Below are 20,647 nucleotides of genomic sequence, written 5' to 3' on the forward strand. Positions count from 1 at the left end.
CGCGGCCCTGAAAAGCCCCGCTGTCTGGGATTGATTAGTCGCGGAAGTTCTTAAACTGGAAAGGCTGTCCCAAATCACCACCACGCACCAGCGCCATTGCGCCCTGCAGGTCATCACGAGATTTCCCCGTCACGCGTAATTCTTCACCCTGAATCTGCGTCTGCACTTTGATTTTGCTGTCTTTGATCAGCTTAACCAGCTTTTTTGCCACATCCGCAGGAATGCCTTTTTTCATTTTGGCTTCCACGCTCCAGGTTTTACCGCTGTGCTCAATCTCTTCCGGGATTTCCAGCGCCGCGCCTTCAATGCCACGCTTCAGCAGCCTCTCGCGCAGAATATCAATCAGCTGTTTAACCTGAAAGTCAGACTCGCTTAACACCTTGATAGACTCGTTTTTCTCAATCAGCTCATAGCTGGCGGTCACGTTACGAAAATCGAAACGGCTTGAGATTTCGCGGTTGGCATTTTCCACCGCATTTCGGACTTCCTGCATGTCAATTTCTGAAACGATATCGAAAGATGGCATGATGTATTCTCCTGATCCTAAAGTGACATGCATAATACCGACTTAGCGCCGTTAAAAAAACCATCGGCGTTGAAAGCTATAATAAGGATAACAAACCTGCGCGGCGCCGTGATGGGCTGACAGCAAGGTGGTACTAACGCAACCCGCACGCGGGGAGGACGTATGAAGATTACCGTACTGGGATGCGGTGCATTAGGGCAAATCTGGTTAGCTGCCCTCGACGCTCAGGGACATGATGTACAGGGCTGGCTGCGGGTGCCGCAGCCCTACTGCTCAGTCAACGTCATCGATCTGAATGGCACAACAATCAATAAGACCTGTATAGCCAACGATCCAAAGTTCCTCGCGGAAAGCGACCTGCTGCTCGTCACCCTGAAGGCCTGGCAGGTTTCCGAGGCGGTGAAGAATTTGCAGTTTATCCTGCGCGATGACTGCCCGATCCTGTTGCTGCATAACGGCATGGGGACGCTGGATGAACTGAAAGCCCTGCATCAGCCGCTATTGCGAGGTATCACCACGCATGCGGCGAAACGCGACGGTACGGTGATCGTCCACGTTGCGGCCGGTATCACCCACATCGGCCCAACCTCTGCCGATGCGGCGGCACTCAGCGAACTGGCAGAGGTGTTGCAGCAGGCGCTGCCGGATGTGGCCTGGCACAATAATGTGGCCTCCGCCGCGTGGCAGAAACTCGCCGTTAACTGCGTGATTAACCCGCTGACCGTGCAGTACGACTGCACCAATGGTGAACTGCTTAATCATCTGGATGAAGTCTCGGCGCTGTGCAATGAAGTGGCGATGGTGATGGAGCGCGAAGGCCAGCATACCTCGCGTGAAGGGCTGCTCGACTATGTGCTGGACGTGATCAACTCCACCGCCGCCAATACCTCTTCCATGCTGCAGGACATCCGCGCCGAACGTCGCACAGAAATAGATTACATTACCGGCTATGTCATCCGACGAGCGCGGGCACAAGGCCTGGCAACGCCTGAAAATAACCGACTTTATGAATTGATTAAGCGAAAGGAACAAGATTATGAGCGCGAACGCATCGGTACTGGTTTGCCTGGCACCTGGCAGTGAAGAAACGGAAGCGGTCACCACTATCGACCTGCTGGTGCGCGCCGGGCTGAACGTGACCACTGCCAGCGTGACGGATGACGGCAGCAGAGAAATCCGCTGCTCGCGCGGCGTCAGGCTGATTGCAGATGCGCCGCTGGTGGAGGTGGCAGATAATGATTTTGCCGCCATCGTGCTGCCCGGCGGCCTGAAAGGCGCTGAAGCCTTCCGCGACAGCCCGCTGCTGGTTGAAACGGTGCGCCAGTTCCATCTCTCAGGACGTATTGTTGCCGCGATTTGTGCCGCCGCCGGCACGGTGCTGATCCCCCATAACCTGTTCCCGGTCGGCAATATGACCGGTTTTCCGGGTCTGAAAGAGACCATTCCTGATGAGAAGTGGATGGATAAACGGGTGGTGTGGGATCCGCGCGTCAATCTCCTGACCAGCCAGGCACCGGGCACCTCTATCGACTTCGCGCTGAAGTTAATCGACCTGATTTTGGGCCGGGATAAAGCCCATGAAGTGGCGAAACAGCTGGTGGTCGCTGCCGGAATTTATGATTACCGCGAGTGGATTGAATAGGATCGACGCAAAGCAATAGCGTGAGGTGCCAGCAGGCGGGGAAAGTGCCTGCTGGCAAGGGTGGCGGCGCTGACGGGATAAGTCAGCACCACTGCCCATTACGGACGATAGACCTTCACATTTTTGAAGCCCTGCTCGTGCAGGTAAAGGGCCTGCAGACGGCTCATTACGCCGCGATCGCAGTAAAGCAGCCAGGTTTTGCTCTGGTCCAGATTGCCGAACTGGGTGCTGAGCTTATAAAACGGCAGGCCTTTCACTTCCACCCCTTCCAGCTCCAGCGGACGATCGTCCTGCTCATCGGCAGAACGGATATCCAGCACCATATCTTCCGGGCCGAATGACACCACCGTTTCGACTTCAACCACTTCCTGCTCGGTATCTTCCGCAATACGACGGATATCGACGTTGGTGGCTTCTGCGACCATCCGATCGAGGATGGCAAAATCGAAGTTCTGCTCTTCCGCTTCGATCTTCGCCTTGACCGCTTTGACGGTTGGGCTTTTCGAAATCACACCGCAGTATTCCGGCATGGTACGGGCAAAATCTTCCGTACCGATATGACGCGCCAGATTAATAATGTGCTCTTTATCATGGGATATCAGCGGGCGCAGGATCAGCGTGTCGCTGGCGTTATCAATTAAGCGCAGGTTGGTCAGCGTCTGGCTGGAGACCTGACCGAGCGCTTCACCGGTGACCAGCGCCTGCACGTCATAACGCTCGGCGATTTGAGATGCGGCACGCACCATCATGCGCTTCAGCACCACGCCCATCTGACCGTCTTCCACTTTCTCGAGGATCTCGCCGACCACCGGCTCAAAGTTGATCGCCACAAAACGCACCTTGTGCGAGCGACCAAAACGGTTCCACAGATAATGCGCCACCTGGCGAACGCCGATTTCGTGCGCTGCGCCGCCAAGGTTGAAGAAGCAGTAATGCACGCGGCAACCGCGACGCATCAGCATATAGCTGGATACGCCGGAGTCGAAGCCGCCGGAAATCAGCGACAGCACATCTTCCTGAGTGCCGATCGGGAAGCCACCGATGCCCTCATGACGGCCGGTCACTAACAGCATACGATCGTCTTCAATTTCCAGATTCACCGTCACCTGCGGGTGATTCAGCTTCACCTGAGCGCTGGCCACGTGCTGATTCAGCCCGCCGCCAACGTAACGCTCCACATCCTGCGAGCTGAAATCATGCTTGCCCCGGCGCTTAACGCGGACAGCAAAGGTTTTCCCTTCAATACGATCGCGGTTCAGTTCCAGCGTTTGCTCAAAGATATCGTGCATATCGGTATAAGCACGATCTTCCACGTCGAGGATATGGTGAATGCCGGGAATGCGCTGAAGCCCTTCAACCAGCACGGAACGCTTGGTATCGTCCTTTGAACGCACTTCGATATGGTCCCAGTGACGTACCACGGCCAACGTTTCATCGCTGTCCTTCAGCACATTACGGATATTCGTCGTCAGGATTTTAATAAAACGCAGGCGAACGGTCTGGCTTTTGATGGTGATTTCGGGGAATAACTTAATGATAAACTTCATGGCGGCATGGGTTCGTTAAGCAATTAAGTGCTGAAATGGGACGCACTTAGCTGGTAAAATGAGGGTATTGCAAAGCAGCTTGTAGCCCTTTACATTCAATACTCGAGTGTATCACACCTGTCCGCTCACTGCTTCTTCATCCGTTAGCAGCATCATTATTTTGCTAATCATTTCGAGTCGGCTACCATGGGCGGCTTCACGCTAAAAAAAACGACTGAGCAGAACGCCATTATGCCTAAAAAAGCCGAACAGCCAGCCAGCTTCGAAACCTCTCTGCAGCAGCTGGAGCAGATTGTATCCCGTCTTGAAAGCGGTGACCTGCCGCTGGAAGAAGCGCTGAATGAATTTGAACGCGGCGTGCAGCTCGCACGTGCGGGCCAGCAAAAACTGCAGGCCGCTGAACAGCGCGTGCAGATCCTGTTGAGCGACGATAAAGACGCTGACCTGCAGCCCTTCACGCCGGAAAATGAGTAATGGATTTTAGCGATTTACTGACCGCGCACCACACGCGTGTGAATCAGGCTTTACAGCGTTTTATCGCGCCACTGCCGTTTCAGAATTCCCCGCTGGTTAATGCCATGGAATATGGGGCATTATTGGGGGGTAAACGCTTACGTCCTTTTCTGGTGTACGCCACCGGAGAAATGCTCGGCGCGGACGATGCCGCGCTGGATGCACCCGCGGCCGCCGTTGAATGCATTCATGCCTATTCATTGATCCACGACGATCTGCCGGCGATGGATGATGACAGCTTGCGCCGTGGCCAACCGACCTGCCACATTAAGTTTGGCGAGGATACGGCGATCCTGGCCGGCGATGCTCTGCAAACGCTGGCCTTTTCAATTCTGGCCGATACACCGATGCCAGGCGTGAGCGTAGAATACCGCGTGGCGATGCTTTCAGAACTGGCTCAGGCCAGTGGCGTGGCAGGGATGTGCGGCGGACAGGCGCTGGATCTGGCTGCCGAAGGCCAGCAGGTTAATCTGGCCGCACTGGAGCAAATTCACCGCCATAAAACCGGGGCGTTAATTCGCTCCGCCGTTCGTCTGGGCGCTTTAGCCGCCGGAGAACGTGGGCGCGCTGCCCTGCCCGCACTCGATCGTTATGCCAATGCGATTGGTCTGGCGTTCCAGGTGCAGGACGACATTTTAGATGTGGTGGGTGATACCGCCATTATCGGCAAACGGCAGGGAGCCGATCAGCATTTAGGCAAAAGTACCTACCCGGCCCTGATGGGACTCGACGGCGCACGGGCCAAAGCGTGGGACCTCTATCAGGAGTCACTCAGCGCATTAGAAACACTTGCCGCGCACTCTTTTACTACAACGTCATTACAAGCGCTGGCAAGTTACATAATTGAACGCAATAAATAACTTCCACAATGAGTCTCTGATGAGTTTTGATACTGCAAAATATCCGACGCTGGCGTTGGCCAGCACGGTACAAGAATTACGATCGCTCCCCAAAGAGAGCCTGCCAAGACTTTGTGATGAGCTACGTCAGTATTTACTCGACAGCGTAAGCCGCTCCAGCGGCCACTTTGCCTCTGGTCTTGGCGTGGTGGAGCTGACCGTCGCGCTGCATTACGTTTACAACACGCCTTTTGATCATCTGGTGTGGGATGTCGGCCATCAGGCCTACCCGCATAAAATCCTTACCGGACGACGCGATCGTATTGGCACCATTCGCCAAAAAAATGGCCTGCACCCGTTCCCTTGGCGTGATGAAAGCGAGTTTGATGTGCTGAACGTTGGGCACTCCTCGACGTCGATCAGCGCCGGTTTGGGTATGGCTGTTGCGGCAGAGAAAGAAGGCAAAAATCGGCGCACGGCATGCGTGATTGGCGATGGTGCGCTGACGGCCGGGATGGCGTTTGAAGCCATGAACCATGCGGGCGACATCAAAACCGATATGCTGGTGGTGCTGAATGACAACGAAATGTCGATTTCAGAGAACGTCGGCGCGCTGAACAATCGTCTGGCGCAAATTCTGTCCGGCAAAACCTATTCACGCCTGCGTGAAGGGGGCAAAAAAGTGCTGGGCAGCCTGCCGCCAATCAAGGAGCTGGTGAAGCGTACGGAAGAGCACCTGAAAGGGATGGTCGTGCCGGGCACCCTGTTTGAAGAGCTGGGCTTTAACTACATCGGCCCGGTTGACGGTCACGATGTCCTGGCACTGGTGCAAACGCTGAAGAATATGCGCGAGCTGAAAGGCCCGCAGTTCCTGCACATCATGACCAAAAAGGGCAAAGGCTACGCCCCGGCAGAAAAGGATCCGATCTCCTGGCATGCGGTGCCTAAGTTCGATCCTGCCAGCGGCCTGCTGCCAAAAGCGGCTGAAGGGCTGCCAAGCTACTCGAAAGTCTTCGGGCAGTGGCTGAGCGAAACCGCCGCCGATGACAGCAAGCTGATGGCGGTCACGCCAGCCATGCGTGAAGGGTCTGGCATGGTCAGCTTCTCACGCGATTATCCTGGCCAGTATTTCGATGTGGCCATCGCTGAGCAGCACGCGGTGACCTTTGCTGCCGGTCTGGCGATCGGAGGTTATAAGCCGGTGGTGGCGATTTACTCCACCTTCCTGCAACGCGCCTACGATCAGCTGATCCATGACGTGGCGATCCAGAAGCTGCCAGTGCTGTTCGCTATCGACCGTGGCGGTATTGTCGGTGCTGACGGACAGACCCATCAGGGCGCGTTTGATATCTCGTTCCTGCGCTGTATCCCGAATATGGTGATCATGACGCCAAGCGATGAAAACGAGTGCCGTCAGATGCTGTACACCGGCTACCACTATTCGCAGGGGCCAAGCGCGGTACGCTATCCACGCGGCACCGGAACCGGCGCAGAATTGAAGCCGCTTGCCTCGCTGCAACTGGGTAAAGGCCTGGTCAAACGCGAAGGCGAGAAGCTGGCGATCCTCAACTTCGGCACCCTGTTGCCAGAAGCGGCAGCGGTTGCTGAAAAGCTGAATGCCACGCTGGTCGATATGCGTTTTGTGAAACCGCTGGATGACACGCTGATTATTGAGCTGGCTGCCAGCCATGAAGCGCTGATTACACTAGAGGAAGGCGCGATCAAAGGTGGCGCAGGCAGTGGTGTGATTGAACTGCTGATGGCCAGGCGCCTGCTGGTCCCGGTTCTGACCGTCGGGCTGCCTGATGAGTTTATCCCTCAGGGCACCCAGGATGAGATCCGCCATGACTATCTGCTTGATGCAGAAGGCATTGAGCAGCAAATCACTGACTGGCTCGCGCAGTAATTCCGCACAATGCTCCCCGTCCGGGGAGCTTTTCTCCTGCTATGCTTAATCAGTTCTATACCGGCTTAACGCCGCCAACCGACTGGCAGGAGCTCGCATGAAAACCACCACTTTGGGCACAACCGATCTGACGGTTTCCCGCCTTTGCCTGGGCTGTATGACTTTTGGTCAACCCGATCGAGGCCGCCATGCCTGGACACTTCCTGAAGAGAGCAGCCGCCCGCTGATCAAGCAAGCGCTGGAATCAGGCATCAACTTCTTCGATACCGCTAATAGCTATTCAGATGGCAGTAGTGAAGAGATTGTTGGCCGCGCGTTGAAAGACTTTGCCCGCCGCGACGAGGTCGTGGTCGCCACCAAAGTCTATTTCCCAATGAGTAACCTTTCGGGCGGCCTTTCCCGCGCCAATATCATGCAATCCATTGACGACAGCCTTGGCCGGCTGGGGATGGATCACGTCGACCTGTTGCAAATCCACCGCTGGGATTACAACACTCCGCTGGAGGAGACGCTGGAAGCGCTTCACGACGTGGTGAAATCGGGCAAGGCTCGCTACATCGGCGCATCCTCGATGTTCGCATGGCAGTTCGCTAAAGCGCTGTACACCGCAGATTTACATGGCTGGACACGCTTTGTCAGCATGCAGGACCAGTACAACCTGATCCAGCGTGAGGAAGAGCGGGAAATGCATCCGTTGTGTCACGCCGAGAATATTGCCGTGCTGCCGTGGAGTCCGCTGGCGCGAGGCCGCCTGACGCGTCCATGGGGCGAAACCACCGCGCGTTCCGTCTCTGATGAGTTCGGCAGCACGCTGTATGACAAAACCGAAGAGAACGACGGCGCGATTGCCGCCCGGGTGGCCGCGATTGCGGAAGATAAGGGCATCAGCCGCGCGCAGGTTGCGCTGGCGTGGATGCTGGCTAAGCCGGCGGTCACTGCCCCGATCATCGGCGCATCAAGAACCGAACAGCTCGCCGATCTGGTACAGGCGGTCAACGTTGAGTTGACGCTGGAAGAGATTATCCAGCTTGAAAGTGCCTACCAGCCGCATAACGTGGTCGGCTTCGAGTAAAGAAAAAGGGCGACGGTTACCGTCGCCCTTTCTTATCCTGCCGCCTCCTAACACGCGGTTCAGAACGTAAAATGCAGCCCGGCATAATAGAGAATGCCCGCGGAGAGAATGCCGGCGATGATATCGTCGACCATAATCCCCATGCCACCGTGCACGTTGCGATCGAACCAACGGATCGGCCACGGCTTCCACATATCCAGAATACGGAAGATCACAAACCCCGCCAGCACCCACTGCCAGCTGTTGACCGGGATCGCCATCAGCGTGATCCACATGCCGATAAACTCATCCCAGACAATGCTGCCGTGATCGTGAACGCCCATATCTTTCGCCGTACGGTGGCAAAGATAGACCCCGATACAGATACCGAACATCACCACCAGCGAGTAAATATCCTGCGGCAAAAAGGTCATCAGATACCAGAACGGGATCGAAGCCAGCGAGCCCATGGTGCCCGGAACATAGGGGCTAAGTCCGCTGCCAAAACCGGTGGCCAGCAGATGCCAGGGGTTGCTCATTTTCAGGCGGCTTTTCGCCACATCCTTATTCGCGGCCAAAATGGTCAAATCCTTTCAGGTCTTTTTCGACGGGCTTGCCGTCCTGTAACAGCACCATGCCTTCGGATTGGGGGGCGATTTGACCCACACAGGTAAACGGCACGCCATAATGCCCCAGCGCCACGTCTAACGCGCCACGGTTAATCTCAGGCACGGTGAAGCACAGTTCGTAATCTTCGCCACCGCTTAACGCCCAGCGGATCGCCTGCTCTGGCTCGAAGTGCAGTTTCATCACTTCAGAAAGCGGCAAGGCTTCCAGATTCAGTCTGGCGCCGCAGTCGCTGGCTTTCAGGATATGTCCCAGATCGGAAATCAGCCCATCGGACAGATCGATTGCCGAACTGGCCAGGTCGCGCAGCGCCTGTCCTTGCAAAATACGCGGCATCGGACGCAGATGGCGTTTGATCAGCATTTCATGGGCCACCGGATCGTTAATCTTCACCAGGTGTTGCAGCAGCGCTAAGCCTGCGGCGCTGTCGCCCAGCGTGCCGGTGACGTAGATCCAGTCGCCGGGACGGGCACCTGAACGTTTCAGCGCCCTGCCCTGCGGCACCAGGCCATGAATGCCCAGCGTCAGGCTCAGCGGCCCACGCGTGGTGTCACCGCCAATCAGCTGCATATCGTAGTAGTCGAGCAGCTCAAACAGGCTGTCGCTGAAGTCCTTCAGCCAGGCTTCGTTGACGGATGGCAAGGTTAAGGCCAGCGTCAGCCAGGCCGGATCGGCACCCATTGCAGCCAGATCGCTGAGGTTAACCGCCAGCGCTTTGTAGCCCAGATCGGCAGGATGGATATCACGCAGGAAGTGAACGCCTTCTACCAGCGTATCGGTGCTGATAGCGAGGGTCTGTTTTTCAGACAGCGTCAGTAATGCGCAGTCGTCGCCGATGCCCTTTTCCACATCGCGACGTGAGCTTGTCACACGATCGAAATAACGCGCGATAAGTTCGAATTCGCCACATGCCATACTATGCGTTCCGAGTTTGAAAAATGAAGAAGGCCGGTCAGACCGGCCTTGGAGGATTACTTCTTGTTGGGGCGGATGTAGGGAGCGGCTTTATCCAGCACGCCATTGACAAACTTATGGCTGTCTTCGGCGCCGAACACTTTCGCCAGCTCAATGCCCTCATTGATGGCCACCTTGTAGGGAACATCGGCACGCTTGCTCAGCTCAAACAGCGAAATACGCAGGATGGCTTTTTCTACCTGGCCCAGCTCTTCGAGCTGACGCGACAGGTACGGCTTCATCAGGCCATCCAGGTATGCGCTGTTGGTTGCAACGCCTACCAGCAACTCGCGGAAGTAGCTGATATCAACGTCTTTGACGTCTTGCTCTGCCAGAAACTGATATTCGACATCAGAGATGTCGTTTTTAGACAACTGCCAGGAGTAAAGCGCCTGGACAGCACATTCACGGGCGCGGCGACGAGCAGCAGGTTTCACGAAATTCCCCTTAAAATCAGGCTTTGATGGCTTTCAATACGTTAATCATTTCTAGTGCGGTCAGGGCAGCTTCTGCGCCTTTATTACCCGCTTTGGTTCCGGCACGTTCAATGGCCTGTTCGATGTTTTCAGTCGTCAGGACACCAAATGCGACCGGAATATCGCTGTTCATCGCGACGCTGGCCAGGCCAGAACTGGCTTCACCAGCGACATATTCGAAGTGGGCAGTCCCGCCACGAATAACGGTTCCGAGGGCGACAACAGCGTCGTACTTACCGGCTTTAGCCAGCGCACGTGCGGTCATTGGCATTTCATAGGCGCCTGGCACCCACACCACGGTGATGTTTTCATCTTTCACCTGGCCGATGCGCTTTAACGCATCAAGGGCACCGCTCAGCAGGCTGTCGTTGATAAAGTTGTTGAAACGCGCAATGACGATGGCAACGCGCGCGTCAGGAGTAGCAACAGCAGCTTCAATAACGTTCATAATCTTCCTTTCAGGGTTCAGTTATGGCCCCGCAGGGGGGCGGATTCTATCATACTCTTCACCGCTCTGCTCCGCTTTTAAAAGCTAAGAGTCAGGCGTCAGCGTCAGGCGAATATCGGGCCCAACCTGGCGACTATCGCTGAAGGTGAAGGCGGGAGCGTCAGCAAGATGTGCTATGCCCGGTAAATGGCACAGACCGCGTGCATTATCTCCCAGTAATTTCGGTGCCATATAGACAATCAACTCGTCCACGACGCCCGCGGTAAGCAGTGCGCCGGCCAGTTTTGCGCCGGCTTCCACCCAGACCGTATTGATCTGTCGGCGACCCAGCAGCATCATCAGCGACACTAAATCGGTATGGTCATTATGGCGCGGAACGAGGAACTGCTCCACGTTCTCCGGCCAGTTCAGGTTATCTGCCTGCTGGCGTGCCAGCCAGGTCTCACCGGGCTGGGAAATCAAACGGTGCTCAGGCGTCACCTGATTTTGACTGTCAATCACCACCCGTACCGGCTGGCGCAGATCCGCTTCGGCATACGCGGCCTGGGTATCCGCGGCAAAATCCTGCCAGCGCACGGTTAACGACGGATTATCGGCCAATACCGTGGCGCTGGTGCTGAGGATAGCGGAACTCTGGGCGCGCAGGCGCTGAACGTCGCGGCGGGCTTCTGCTGAGGTGATCCACTGGCTTTCGCCATTGGCCAGCGCCGTACGACCATCGAGAGAGGCGCCGAGCTTCAACTGCACCCATGGGAAACCGGTTCGCATCCGCTTCAGGAACCCGCGATTAAGCGCTTCCGCTTCCTGCATCATCAGCCCATGGCTGACCTCAATGCCCGCCTGCTGCAGGCGATATAGCCCGCGACCGGCCACTTCCGGATTGGGATCCTGCATCGCTGCAATAACCCGGCTGACGCCCGCGGCAATCAGCGCATCACAGCAAGGTGGCGTACGGCCGTGGTGGCTACAGGGTTCAAGGGTGACATACGCCGTTGCCCCTTTCGCCTTATCGCCCGCCATACGCAGCGCGTGGACTTCAGCATGCGGTTCACCGGCGCGAAAATGGTAGCCTTCGCCGACCATCACGCCATCGCGGACAATCACGCAGCCGACATTCGGATTGGGCGTGGTGGTAAACCGGCCACGGCGGGCGAGCTCAAGGGCACGCGCCATCCAGATTTCATCGCTCATGGTTTAATCCTGTAAACGGGCAATCTCTTCGCCAAACTCGCGAATATCTTCGAAGCTGCGATAGACGGACGCAAAGCGGATATAGGCGACCTTATCCAGTTTTTTCAGTTCATCCATCACCAGATTGCCGATCATTTTGCTCGGTACTTCACGCTCGCCGGTGGAGCGCAGCTGGCTTTTGATATGACTGATGGCATTTTCCACGTCGTCAGAGCTGACCGGACGCTTCTCCAGCGCCTTCATCAGGCCGCTGGCCAGCTTGTCTTCATTGAAGGGTTCGCGGACATCATTGCTTTTGACGACCCGAGGCATCACCAGTTCGGCCACCTCAAAGGTGGTGAAACGTTCATGGCACACCAGACACTGGCGACGACGGCGCACCGAAGTGCCTTCCCCAACCAAACGGGAGTCGATCACTTTGGTATCCACAGCAGAACAGAACGGGCAATGCATGATAATTCCTGATAATCCTGGAAATTGGCCCACAGTGTAGCGCGAAGTAGCTACTAACAAAATAACGGCATCACCCTTTCCGTGCCTTTGGCGGCTGTTGCGTCCACAGGATGATCCCAAGCCGATCCTGACATGACTTGACACTTTTGCAGCTATAATAAGTCGGTTGTATAGCGTTATTTCTTCTCTAATCAAGGATAAACCGGAGGATATATGGGATTGTTTAACTTCGTAAAAGAAGCAGGTGAGAAATTGTGGGACTCCGTCACCGGAGGCGATGACCAGAACAAAAAGCTGCAGGAGCACATCACCAAGCTCAACCTGCCCGGCAGCGACAAGATTGACGTAAAGGTTGCCGACGGCAAAGCCAGCATCAGTGGCGATGCCATTTCACAGGAGTTGAAAGAGAAAGTGCTGATTGCTGTCGGTAATGTCGCCGGCATCACCGCCGTGGAAGACAACGTGAACGTGGAGCAACCCGCCACGGAAGCCCGTTTCTACACGGTGAAAAAAGGCGATACGCTGAGCGCCATTTCGAAAGAAGTCTATGGCGATGCTAATAAATACAATAAGATATTTGAAGCTAACAAGCCGATGCTGTCTGATGTGAATAAAATTTATCCCGGGCAGACGTTGCGCATTCCAGAATAAATTGACGGCAAGGAGCTCTGAGCGGGTATGGCGAAAGACTTAAAGAAAAAACCTCTGCTGCTGGTTGCAGCATTGATGCTGGCGGGTTGTTCTGCACCCAAGCAGCAGCCAGAGCTGAATAAACTGCATAATCAGGTCGGTAAGCTCAGTACTGAAATGCAGCAGCTCACTCAACAGGCTGCCAGCCTTGAACAGCAAAACATGCTGAACAGTACCTTAAACCAGGGTGCCTGGTTGCTGCCCGCCACCAAAACGGCAGTGGCATTGAAGAGCCAGGCTGGCGAAGTCCGCCTTTCCCTCAGCCAGATTGAAGGCGATGCGAACGGCACCCGTGCCATTCTGCACATCCGCTCGGCAGCGGATAACGCCATACCGGCCTTTACCGCGCAGGTTGAATGGGGCGAAATGGACCCCACCACCGGTAAACCGCTGCAGGTCGACAGCCAAAGTCAGTCACTGACGGTGAAAGACTCGCTGCTGGCGCGCAGTGAAATTACCGTGCCATTACGCCTGAGCAATATCACCCCTGAGCAGTTGGGCTATATCAGGGTTCACGATATCGTGTTGCAAGACCCGCCAAAACCGGCCACCGCGCCATAAAAAAAGGGCCGCTTTCGCGGCCCTTTCTCATCGTAACTTTACAGCTTACGGCATAATCGAAGGTTGATCGGCACCCTCTTTTTCTACTTTGGTCTGCAGCATGTGCTCACGCTTCATGCCGAGTTTCAGCGCCAGCGCTGAAGCCACGTAGATAGAGGAAACGGTCCCGATAGAAACCCCGATCAGCATCGTCAACGAGAAGCCTTCCAGTAGCGCGCCGCCGAAGATAAACAGCATCAGCACCACCATCAGCGTGGTCGCCGAGGTCATGATGGTACGGCTTAACGTCTGCGTCAGCGAGACGTTAACGATATCGTAAGGCGTGCCGCGACGGATCTTGCGGAAGTTCTCACGAATACGGTCCGATACCACGATACTGTCGTTCAGCGAGTAGCCGATAACCGACATCAGTGACGCCACGATGGTTAAATCAATCTCAATATGGAACAGAGAGAGGATACCCATGGTGATGATCACGTCATGTGCCAGTGCCAGCACCGCACCTAACGCCAGTCGCCACTCAAAGCGGAAACCGACGTAGATCAGGATGGCAATCAGCGCCACCAGCAGCGCCATGCCGCCAGCCTGCGCCAAATCGCTACCCACGCTTGGCCCAACAAATTCGATACGCTTAACCGTGGCATTCTGCTCGCTGGCCTGGTTGATGATGCTCACCACCTTGTTACCCAGCTCCTGGCCCGCATTGCCCTCGTTAGGGGACATACGCACCAGCACGTCACGGCTGCTGCCGAAGTTCTGTACCTGAGGATCGACGAATCCTGACTTCTCCAGCGCACCGCGCAGGCTGTCAATATCCGCTGGTTTCTCCAGGGTGATTTCAATAACGGTTCCGCCGGTAAAATCCAGGCCCCAGTTAAACCCTTTCAGTCCCATGATCGCGAAGGACGCGATCAGCAGCAGAGCTGAAATGGTAAAGGCCACTTTATCCCAGCGCATAAAGTCATGAACTTTACGCCCGTAGTTCAGTTGTTCAACGGTATAGTCCTGTGCCACAACGCACTCCTCAGATTGACAGCTTGGTGATGCGTTTGCCGCCGTACAACAGGTTGACGAGGGCACGGGTACCGACAATGGCGGTAAACATTGAGGTCACGACGCCAATCGCGGTAGTAATTGCAAAGCCTTTGATTGACCCGGTGCCCACCGCATACAGAATAATTGCAGTGATCAGCGTGGTGACGTTGGCATCGACAATACTGGAGAACGCGCCTTTATAGCCTTCATGGATAGCTTGCTGAATGGAACGTCCATTCTTGATCTCTTCCTTGATACGCTCGTTAATCAGTACGTTCGCATCCACCGCAACCGCCAGCGTCAAAACGATACCGGCAATTCCCGGCATGGTCAGCGTTGCACCCGGCAGCAGCGACATGATGCCGACAATCAGCACCAGGTTAGCCACCAGCGCCGAGGTGGCGATCACACCGAACTTACGGTAGTAAACCACCATAAACACGATAGAGGCGATCAGGCCCCACAGACAGGCTTCCAGACCCTGAGTGATGTTCTGCGCACCCATGGTTGGACCAATGGTACGTTCTTCAACAATCTGGATTGGTGCAATCAACGCACCGGCACGCAGCAGCAGTGACAGCTGGCGAGCTTCGTTCGGGTTGCTGATGCCGGTAATACGGAAGCTGTTACCCAGTCGGGACTGGATGTTCGCAACGTTAATCACCTCTTCCTGCTTCGCCAGGATCGCACGGCCGTTGGCATCTTTCTTACCGCTGTCTTTGTATTCCACAAACAGCGTTGCCATCGGCTTACCGATATTATCCTTGGTGAAGTTGGACATGATGTTACCGCCCGCGCTGTCCAGCGAGATGTTCACCTGTGCCTGGTTGTACTCATCCTGGCTCGACGTGGAGTCAGTAATGTGGTCACCGGTCAGGATCACGCGCTTGTACAGGGTCACTGGCTGACCGTCACGGGTGTTTTTCACTTCTGAATCACCCGGAACACGGCCGTTAGCCGCAGCGGTTGGATCAACAGTGGTGTTCACCAAACGGAATTCCAGCGTGGCGGTCGCGCCCAGAATTTCTTTCGCACGGGCCGTGTCCTGGATACCAGGCAGCTCAACCACAATACGATCAGAACCCTGACGCTGAACCAGCGGTTCGGCTACGCCAAGCTGGTTAACACGGTTACGCAGGATATTGATGTTCTGCTGAACCGCATATTCACGGGCTTCACGCAGACGATCGTCAGTCATCACCGCTCGCAGCGTATTACCGCTGGTTCCGCTGATCACCAGGTCACGATGGCGGTCCGACAGATAGCTGACGGCAGCATCACGCGACGCGGCATCACGGAAACGAATTTCCAGACCGTAATTGTCGGTTTTGCGAACGTTGGTGTAAGGAATGTTTTTGTCACGCAGATCGCTTCTGAGGTTATCGATGTTCTGCTCCTGGAGTTTACCCAGAGCGGTATCCATATCGACTTCCATCAGGAAGTGTACGCCGCCGCGCAGATCGAGACCGAGTTTCATCGGCTCTGCGGCCAGCAAGGTCAGCCAGGTTGGCGTTGCGGGAGCAAGGTTAAGCGCGACAACGAAGTCATCACCCAACACTTTGGTAATGGCATCACGGGCACGCAGCTGCACGTCACCGTTTGCGAAACGCGCCAGAATTGCGCCATTTTCCAGCGCAATGGATTTGCTCTGGATATTATCTTGCTTCAAGGCATCTTGGATCTGAACCAGCGTCTGCTCACTGGCGGCGCTTCCGCGCGCACCAGTGATCTGAACGGCCGGATCCTCACCATACAGGTTGGGAAGTGCGTACAGCAGGCCGCCGATTAACACGACGATCAGCATGATGTACTTCCACAAAGGATAACGGTTTAACACGGCAGTTCCCTTAGGGAAAACAAAAAATTAAAGCGCCTTCATCGTACCTTTCGGCAGAACGGCAGCCACGAAGTCACGTTTAACTACCACTTCAGTAGTTTCGTTCAGCGCGATAGCAACATAACCGGTGTCAGCCACTTTGGTGACGCGGCCAACCAGGCCACCGGTGGTCAGCACTTCATCACCTTTGGAGATGGAGTCCATCAGCTTCTTGTGCTCTTTACCGCGTTTTTGCTGCGGGCGCAGGATCATGAAGTAGAAAATCAGACCAAAAACCACCAGCATAATAACCAGTGAATAAGGACTTCCCTGAGACGGCGCGCCAGCTGCTGCCACTGCGTCAGAAATGAACAAGCTCATTAAATTTCCCTCATTGTTTAATTATCAAACGGATAGTGGCGGAGCCGTGTTACCCGTCCGGTCGTAGAATTCAGTCACAAAGTGCTCTAACTTACCGTCTTCAATCGCCTGACGTAAACCAGCCATTAAACGCTGGTAATAGCGCAGGTTGTGAATGGTGTTCAGACGCGCACCCAGTATTTCGTTACAACGATCAAGATGATGCAAGTAGGCACGGCTGTAATTGCGACAGGTGTAGCAATCACACTCCGCATCCAGCGTTGCGGTGTCATCTTTATACTTCGCATTACGGATTTTTACGATGCCGTCGGTCACAAAAAGGTGGCCGTTGCGCGCGTTGCGGGTAGGCATCACGCAGTCGAACATATCGATTCCGCGACGTACGCCTTCCACCAAATCCTGAGGTTTACCGACGCCCATCAGGTAACGGGGTTTGTCTTCCGGGATCTGCGGGCAAACATGCTCCAGAATACGGTGCATATCTTCTTTTGGCTCACCGACCGCCAGGCCGCCCACAGCGTAACCATCAAAGCCAATCTCTACCAGCCCTTTTACCGAGACATCTCGTAAATCTTCGTAAACTCCACCCTGGATTATGCCGAAAAGCGCATTTTTATTCTCAAGAGAATCAAAGCGATCGCGACTACGCTGCGCCCAGCGCAGTGACATCTCCATCGAGCGCTTGGCGTAATCCCAGTCAGCAGGATAGGGCGTACATTCATCGAAGATCATCACGATGTCAGAACCCAGATCGTACTGGATCTCCATCGACTTTTCCGGGTCGAGGAATATCGCATCGCCGTTGATCGGGTTGCGGAAATGCACGCCGGCTTCGGTGATTTTACGGATGTCGCCGAGGCTGAACACCTGGAAGCCGCCGGAATCGGTAAGGATCGGGCCTTTCCAGTTCATAAAGTCATGCAGATCGCCGTGCAGTTTCATCACTTCCTGGCCAGGACGCAGCCACAGGTGGAAGGTGTTGCCGAGGATGATCTGTGCACCGGTATCAATCACTTCTTCCGGCGTCATGCCTTTTACCGTGCCGTAGGTGCCCACGGGCATAAATGCCGGGGTTTCCACCACGCCGCGATCGAAGATCAGACGGCCACGGCGCGCGCGCCCGTCAGTTTTATCTAATTCGAACTTCACGTTGCCTCCACCAGAGATACAGTCTGATGTTAAGTGTTAACAGCCGCACAGGGTGCACGGCTGAGGATACTGCCGGTTGGATGTTATTCGCCAACCTGCTCGGTAACAGCCTCGGGATTGCGGGTAATAAACATCGCATCGCCGTAGCTGAAGAATCGGTACTGCTCTGCCACGGCCTGCTGGTAGGCGTGCATCGTATTGCGGTAACCCGCAAACGCCGAGACCAGCATAATCAGTGTGGACTCCGGCAGGTGGAAATTGGTCACCAGCGCATCAATCACCTGATACTGGTAGCCGGGGAAAATAAAGATTTTGGTATCGTCGAAGAACGGCGCGATCAGCGCATCCTGAGCCGCCTGCGCGGCGCTTTCCAGCGAACGCACGGAGGTGGTGCCAACAGCCACCACGCGGTTACCACGGGCTTTACAGGCCAGCACCGCATCCACCACATCCTGCGGCACTTCGGCATATTCCGCGTGCATAATGTGGTCTTCAATGCTGTCTACCCGCACGGGCTGGAAGGTCCCTGCCCCAACGTGAAGGGTGACAAAGGCCGTTTCGATGCCCTTTTCACGCAGCGCGTCGAGCATGGGCTGATCGAAATGCAGGCCGGCCGTTGGCGCAGCGACAGCGCCCGGGCGCTGGCTGTAGACGGTCTGATACAGCTCACGGTCAGCATCTTCATCAGGACGGTCGATATAAGGCGGCAGCGGCATATGACCCACCGCATTGAGGATATCCAGCACCGCGCGCTCATCGTCAAACTGCAGTTCAAACAGCGCATCGTGGCGGGCAACCATCGTCGCTTTGACGCTTTCATCATCGCCGAGCAGTAACTCTGCACCCGGCTTAGGCGCTTTCGACGCCCGCACATGGGCCAGTACGCGATGATCATCAAGCATGCGCTCGATCAGCACTTCAATTTTACCGCCGCTGACTTTGCGGCCAAACACGCGCGCAGGAATAACGCGGGTGTTGTTGAACACCAGCAGGTCGCCAGGGGTGAGCTTATCCAGCAAATCCGTAAAGATGCCATGAGACAACTCACCGTCCGGTCCATTAAGGGAAAGAAGACGGCATCCGCTGCGCTGGGCCTGCGGATAATGGGCAATCAAAGATTCGGGCAACTCAAACGAAAAATCGGCAACGCGCATGGTCATTCACTGTTGGGAAATCAGGGCGCACATTCTAGCTGAAATCCCGCCATTTCTAAACAATCTAATGCCGCACGCGCCCGGAACACTTCCAGAGCTGCCTGATACAGGCCTCTTTGCACCAGCCAACGCCCTTGCCGTTGTACCAAGGCAGCAAGAGAACCAATCCTGATGAGCTTACTTAAGTAAGTGATTCAGGTGAGAGAACGCAGTGAACACGGGTACAACGTGAAGGGATAAGGCGATATACTCACGCCATGAACTTTCTTGCGCATCTCCACCTGGCCTCGCTGGCCGAAAGCTCCCTGTTAGGCAATCTGATGGCCGATTTTGTGCGGGGCAATCCGCATAACGACTGGCCGACGCCGGTTGCCGAGGGCATTTTGCATCATCGTCGCATTGACGTGATGACCGACGCGCTGCCGGAAGTTCGTGCTGCACGTGACTTTTTCCGTGCCGAAACCCGCCGCGTCTCCCCCATCACTCTCGACGTGATCTGGGATCATTTTCTGTCACGAAACTGGGATAAAATCGTTCCGGAAATTTCCTTGCCAGTTTTTTTGGCTCAGGCAAAATCTGTGATCGCCCCCGAATTAGCCTCGACACCCGAGCGATTCCAGAATCTTAACCGTTATTTATGGTCCGATCGCTGGATGGAGAAGTATGCCGACGCCAATTATCTGCAGCCGGTGCTACGGGGCATGGCCAGCCGTCGCCCGCGCCTGGCCGCGCTGGAAGATTCGTTCGACGACTTTATTGATAATTATCAAGTCCTTGATGGATTTTTTTGGCAGTTTTATCCGCGTATGATGGATAAAGCCGTGCATAAAGCGTTGTAAAAGCCGGATGGGACGTTTGTCGCTTGCCCTTTTGGCGAAAACGGTTATTGTATGAGGCTGCTTTAAGCATTTTAATTTTTTGATAGGTTTTACCTATCTGAACAATCAGCGTTTTACGCTGGCACCTGTCCCGATATCGCTCTTATACTGCAAGCGATTCGTCTCATTAACCCCCTTCTCTCTACAGGAGTGAACATGGTCCTGGTAACTCGTCAAGCCCCAGATTTTACTGCCGCAGCTGTGCTGGGCAGCGGTGAAATCGTTGAGAACTTCAACTTTAAAAAACACACCGCTGGTAAAGCCACCGTTGTGTTCTTTTGGCCAATGGACTTCACCTTCGTTTGTCCTTCTGAACTGATTGCTTTCGACAAGCGTTATGAAGAATTCCAGAAGCGCGGCGTTGAAGTTGTCGGCGTTTCTTTCGATTCTGAGTTTGTGCACAACGCATGGCGCAAAACCCCAATCGAAAAAGGCGGCATCGGCGAAGTGAAATACGCCATGGTTGCTGACATCAAACGTGAAGTGCAGAAAGCATACGGTATCGAACATCCGGACGCTGGCGTTGCACTGCGCGGTTCATTCCTGATCGACAAAGCCGGTGTGGTTCGCCACCAGGTTGTTAACGATCTGCCACTGGGCCGTAACGTTGACGAAATGCTGCGCATGGTTGACGCGCTGCAGTTCCACGAAGAGCACGGCGAAGTGTGCCCGGCTCAGTGGGAAAAAGGAAAAGAAGGTATGGGCGCGTCGCCAGACGGCGTGGCCAAATACCTGTCTGCGAACGCGGCTAAGCTGTAATAGCGTCCGCTGTCGAAAAGGCTCGCTTCGGCGGGCCTTTTTCTTTTCTGC

Annotated in this window: 23 protein-coding genes; 10 read left to right on the forward strand and 13 right to left on the reverse strand. The window is 55.1% G+C overall.

Translation table 11 applies throughout. The features are described from left to right. Nucleotides 1-34: 34 nt before the first annotated feature. Nucleotides 35-526, reverse strand: a complete 492-nt coding sequence (locus AC1UKS_RS16730; RefSeq protein ID WP_013201028.1) for a YajQ family cyclic di-GMP-binding protein — start codon at nt 524-526, stop codon at nt 35-37. Nucleotides 527-688: 162 nt separating this feature from the next. On the opposite strand from AC1UKS_RS16730, the gene panE reads away from it, so the two are divergent. After that, entirely contained in the window at nt 689-1,609 is a 921-nt protein-coding gene (gene panE, locus AC1UKS_RS16735; protein WP_265909902.1) for a 2-dehydropantoate 2-reductase, read from the forward strand. Then, nucleotides 1,563-2,168 carry a protein deglycase YajL gene (gene yajL / locus AC1UKS_RS16740; RefSeq protein WP_482434600.1) on the forward strand — a complete coding sequence of 202 codons (606 nt, stop codon included), beginning with the start codon at nt 1,563-1,565 and terminating at the stop codon, nt 2,166-2,168. The genes panE and yajL overlap by 47 nt, the downstream gene beginning before the upstream one ends. 98 nt (nt 2,169-2,266) lie before the next feature. Here the strand turns inward: yajL and thiI are convergent, their stop codons facing one another. Beyond that, nucleotides 2,267-3,715, reverse strand: a complete 1,449-nt coding sequence (gene thiI / locus AC1UKS_RS16745; protein ID WP_265909901.1) for a tRNA uracil 4-sulfurtransferase ThiI — start codon at nt 3,713-3,715, stop codon at nt 2,267-2,269. 231 nt (nt 3,716-3,946) lie between these two features. On the opposite strand from thiI, the gene xseB reads away from it, so the two are divergent. The 4 genes from xseB to AC1UKS_RS16765 all read left to right on the forward strand — a co-directional run bounded on the left by xseB (nt 3,947) and on the right by AC1UKS_RS16765 (nt 8,045). Then, on the forward strand, nt 3,947-4,189 hold the full coding sequence (gene xseB / locus AC1UKS_RS16750; protein WP_013201024.1) for an exodeoxyribonuclease VII small subunit: 243 nt from the start codon (nt 3,947-3,949) through the stop codon (nt 4,187-4,189). Continuing rightward, the gene (ispA, locus tag AC1UKS_RS16755; RefSeq protein ID WP_482434601.1) at nt 4,189-5,088 is read left to right on the forward strand and encodes a (2E,6E)-farnesyl diphosphate synthase; all 900 of its coding nucleotides are present in this window, start codon (nt 4,189-4,191) and stop codon (nt 5,086-5,088) included. The genes xseB and ispA overlap by 1 nt, the downstream gene beginning before the upstream one ends. Before the next feature lie 19 nt (nt 5,089-5,107). Beyond that, nucleotides 5,108-6,973: a 1-deoxy-D-xylulose-5-phosphate synthase gene (dxs, locus tag AC1UKS_RS16760; protein ID WP_482434602.1), complete on the forward strand. Its 1,866-nt coding sequence runs from the start codon at nt 5,108-5,110 to the stop codon at nt 6,971-6,973. Nucleotides 6,974-7,070: 97 nt separating this feature from the next. Next, the gene (locus tag AC1UKS_RS16765; protein WP_482434603.1) at nt 7,071-8,045 is read left to right on the forward strand and encodes an aldo/keto reductase; all 975 of its coding nucleotides are present in this window, start codon (nt 7,071-7,073) and stop codon (nt 8,043-8,045) included. Nucleotides 8,046-8,104: 59 nt separating this feature from the next. Here AC1UKS_RS16765 and pgpA read toward each other — a convergent pair whose 3' ends face one another. The 6 genes from pgpA to nrdR all read right to left on the reverse strand — a co-directional run bounded on the left by pgpA (nt 8,105) and on the right by nrdR (nt 12,173). Then, nucleotides 8,105-8,611, reverse strand: coding sequence for a phosphatidylglycerophosphatase A (gene pgpA / locus AC1UKS_RS16770; protein ID WP_041691923.1), 507 nt, complete (start codon nt 8,609-8,611; stop codon nt 8,105-8,107). After that, nucleotides 8,589-9,566: a thiamine-phosphate kinase gene (gene thiL, locus AC1UKS_RS16775; RefSeq protein WP_151038112.1), complete on the reverse strand. Its 978-nt coding sequence runs from the start codon at nt 9,564-9,566 to the stop codon at nt 8,589-8,591. The genes pgpA and thiL overlap by 23 nt, the downstream gene beginning before the upstream one ends. 56 nt (nt 9,567-9,622) lie before the next feature. Continuing rightward, nucleotides 9,623-10,042 (reverse strand): transcription antitermination factor NusB, encoded by a 420-nt coding sequence (gene nusB / locus AC1UKS_RS16780; protein ID WP_013201019.1) that lies wholly within the window; start codon nt 10,040-10,042, stop codon nt 9,623-9,625. A gap of 16 nt (nt 10,043-10,058) precedes the next feature. Next, on the reverse strand, nt 10,059-10,529 hold the full coding sequence (gene ribH, locus AC1UKS_RS16785; protein ID WP_013201018.1) for a 6,7-dimethyl-8-ribityllumazine synthase: 471 nt from the start codon (nt 10,527-10,529) through the stop codon (nt 10,059-10,061). An 84-nt stretch (nt 10,530-10,613) separates the two neighbouring features. Continuing rightward, nucleotides 10,614-11,720 (reverse strand): bifunctional diaminohydroxyphosphoribosylaminopyrimidine deaminase/5-amino-6-(5-phosphoribosylamino)uracil reductase RibD, encoded by a 1,107-nt coding sequence (gene ribD / locus AC1UKS_RS16790; protein WP_265909897.1) that lies wholly within the window; start codon nt 11,718-11,720, stop codon nt 10,614-10,616. Between the two features lie 3 nt (nt 11,721-11,723). Further along, complete coding sequence (gene nrdR, locus AC1UKS_RS16795) at nt 11,724-12,173, reverse strand: transcriptional regulator NrdR (protein WP_013201016.1); 450 nt, start codon at nt 12,171-12,173, stop codon at nt 11,724-11,726. 213 nt (nt 12,174-12,386) lie between these two features. Here nrdR and lysM point away from each other — a divergent pair, with 213 nt between their 5' ends. Further along, nucleotides 12,387-12,824 carry a peptidoglycan-binding protein LysM gene (gene lysM / locus AC1UKS_RS16800; protein WP_013201015.1) on the forward strand — a complete coding sequence of 146 codons (438 nt, stop codon included), beginning with the start codon at nt 12,387-12,389 and terminating at the stop codon, nt 12,822-12,824. Nucleotides 12,825-12,851: 27 nt separating this feature from the next. Beyond that, on the forward strand, nt 12,852-13,424 hold the full coding sequence (locus AC1UKS_RS16805; RefSeq protein ID WP_482434604.1) for a SadB/YajI family lipoprotein: 573 nt from the start codon (nt 12,852-12,854) through the stop codon (nt 13,422-13,424). A 45-nt stretch (nt 13,425-13,469) separates the two neighbouring features. Here the strand turns inward: AC1UKS_RS16805 and secF are convergent, their stop codons facing one another. From secF to queA, 5 genes are all read right to left on the reverse strand, one after another. Continuing rightward, nucleotides 13,470-14,438 carry a protein translocase subunit SecF gene (secF, locus tag AC1UKS_RS16810; RefSeq protein WP_013201013.1) on the reverse strand — a complete coding sequence of 323 codons (969 nt, stop codon included), beginning with the start codon at nt 14,436-14,438 and terminating at the stop codon, nt 13,470-13,472. Nucleotides 14,439-14,448: 10 nt separating this feature from the next. After that, a complete protein-coding gene (gene secD / locus AC1UKS_RS16815) occupies nt 14,449-16,296 on the reverse strand; it encodes a protein translocase subunit SecD (protein WP_482434605.1) in 1,848 nt (615 codons plus the stop codon). Nucleotides 16,297-16,323: 27 nt separating this feature from the next. After that, nucleotides 16,324-16,656, reverse strand: a complete 333-nt coding sequence (gene yajC / locus AC1UKS_RS16820; protein ID WP_013201011.1) for a preprotein translocase subunit YajC — start codon at nt 16,654-16,656, stop codon at nt 16,324-16,326. A 24-nt stretch (nt 16,657-16,680) separates the two neighbouring features. After that, on the reverse strand, nt 16,681-17,805 hold the full coding sequence (tgt, locus tag AC1UKS_RS16825) for a tRNA guanosine(34) transglycosylase Tgt (protein WP_013201010.1): 1,125 nt from the start codon (nt 17,803-17,805) through the stop codon (nt 16,681-16,683). 83 nt (nt 17,806-17,888) lie between these two features. Continuing rightward, nucleotides 17,889-18,959 carry a tRNA preQ1(34) S-adenosylmethionine ribosyltransferase-isomerase QueA gene (queA, locus tag AC1UKS_RS16830; protein ID WP_482434606.1) on the reverse strand — a complete coding sequence of 357 codons (1,071 nt, stop codon included), beginning with the start codon at nt 18,957-18,959 and terminating at the stop codon, nt 17,889-17,891. 257 nt (nt 18,960-19,216) lie between these two features. Between queA and AC1UKS_RS16835 the strand changes: the two genes are divergently transcribed. Both AC1UKS_RS16835 and AC1UKS_RS16840 read left to right on the forward strand, forming a co-directional pair. Then, nucleotides 19,217-19,798: an ACP phosphodiesterase gene (locus AC1UKS_RS16835; protein WP_482434607.1), complete on the forward strand. Its 582-nt coding sequence runs from the start codon at nt 19,217-19,219 to the stop codon at nt 19,796-19,798. Nucleotides 19,799-19,993: 195 nt separating this feature from the next. Continuing rightward, nucleotides 19,994-20,596, forward strand: coding sequence for a peroxiredoxin C (locus tag AC1UKS_RS16840; protein WP_482434608.1), 603 nt, complete (start codon nt 19,994-19,996; stop codon nt 20,594-20,596). The last annotated feature ends 51 nt before the right edge of the window (nt 20,597-20,647 follow it).

Source organism: Erwinia sp. AK-PDG3-5, from assembly GCF_056821705.1.

Bases quoted from the DNA above. Each gene is read 5' to 3' on its own strand.
- nrdR (WP_013201016.1), bottom strand. From the start codon at position 12,173: ATGCATTGCCCGTTCTGTTCTGCTGTGGATACCAAAGTGATCGACTCC.
- panE (WP_265909902.1), top strand. From the start codon at position 689: ATGAAGATTACCGTACTGGGATGCGGTGCATTAGGGCAAATCTGGTTA.
- queA (WP_482434606.1), bottom strand. From the start codon at position 18,959: ATGCGCGTTGCCGATTTTTCGTTTGAGTTGCCCGAATCTTTGATTGCC.
- yajC (WP_013201011.1), bottom strand. From the start codon at position 16,656: ATGAGCTTGTTCATTTCTGACGCAGTGGCAGCAGCTGGCGCGCCGTCT.
- lysM (WP_013201015.1), top strand. From the start codon at position 12,387: ATGGGATTGTTTAACTTCGTAAAAGAAGCAGGTGAGAAATTGTGGGAC.
- AC1UKS_RS16805 (WP_482434604.1), top strand. From the start codon at position 12,852: ATGGCGAAAGACTTAAAGAAAAAACCTCTGCTGCTGGTTGCAGCATTG.
- AC1UKS_RS16730 (WP_013201028.1), bottom strand. From the start codon at position 526: ATGCCATCTTTCGATATCGTTTCAGAAATTGACATGCAGGAAGTCCGA.
- ispA (WP_482434601.1), top strand. From the start codon at position 4,189: ATGGATTTTAGCGATTTACTGACCGCGCACCACACGCGTGTGAATCAG.
- ribD (WP_265909897.1), bottom strand. From the start codon at position 11,720: ATGAGCGATGAAATCTGGATGGCGCGTGCCCTTGAGCTCGCCCGCCGT.
- AC1UKS_RS16840 (WP_482434608.1), top strand. From the start codon at position 19,994: ATGGTCCTGGTAACTCGTCAAGCCCCAGATTTTACTGCCGCAGCTGTG.
- ribH (WP_013201018.1), bottom strand. From the start codon at position 10,529: ATGAACGTTATTGAAGCTGCTGTTGCTACTCCTGACGCGCGCGTTGCC.
- AC1UKS_RS16765 (WP_482434603.1), top strand. From the start codon at position 7,071: ATGAAAACCACCACTTTGGGCACAACCGATCTGACGGTTTCCCGCCTT.
- yajL (WP_482434600.1), top strand. From the start codon at position 1,563: ATGAGCGCGAACGCATCGGTACTGGTTTGCCTGGCACCTGGCAGTGAA.
- thiI (WP_265909901.1), bottom strand. From the start codon at position 3,715: ATGAAGTTTATCATTAAGTTATTCCCCGAAATCACCATCAAAAGCCAG.
- AC1UKS_RS16835 (WP_482434607.1), top strand. From the start codon at position 19,217: ATGAACTTTCTTGCGCATCTCCACCTGGCCTCGCTGGCCGAAAGCTCC.
- thiL (WP_151038112.1), bottom strand. From the start codon at position 9,566: ATGGCATGTGGCGAATTCGAACTTATCGCGCGTTATTTCGATCGTGTG.
- xseB (WP_013201024.1), top strand. From the start codon at position 3,947: ATGCCTAAAAAAGCCGAACAGCCAGCCAGCTTCGAAACCTCTCTGCAG.
- dxs (WP_482434602.1), top strand. From the start codon at position 5,108: ATGAGTTTTGATACTGCAAAATATCCGACGCTGGCGTTGGCCAGCACG.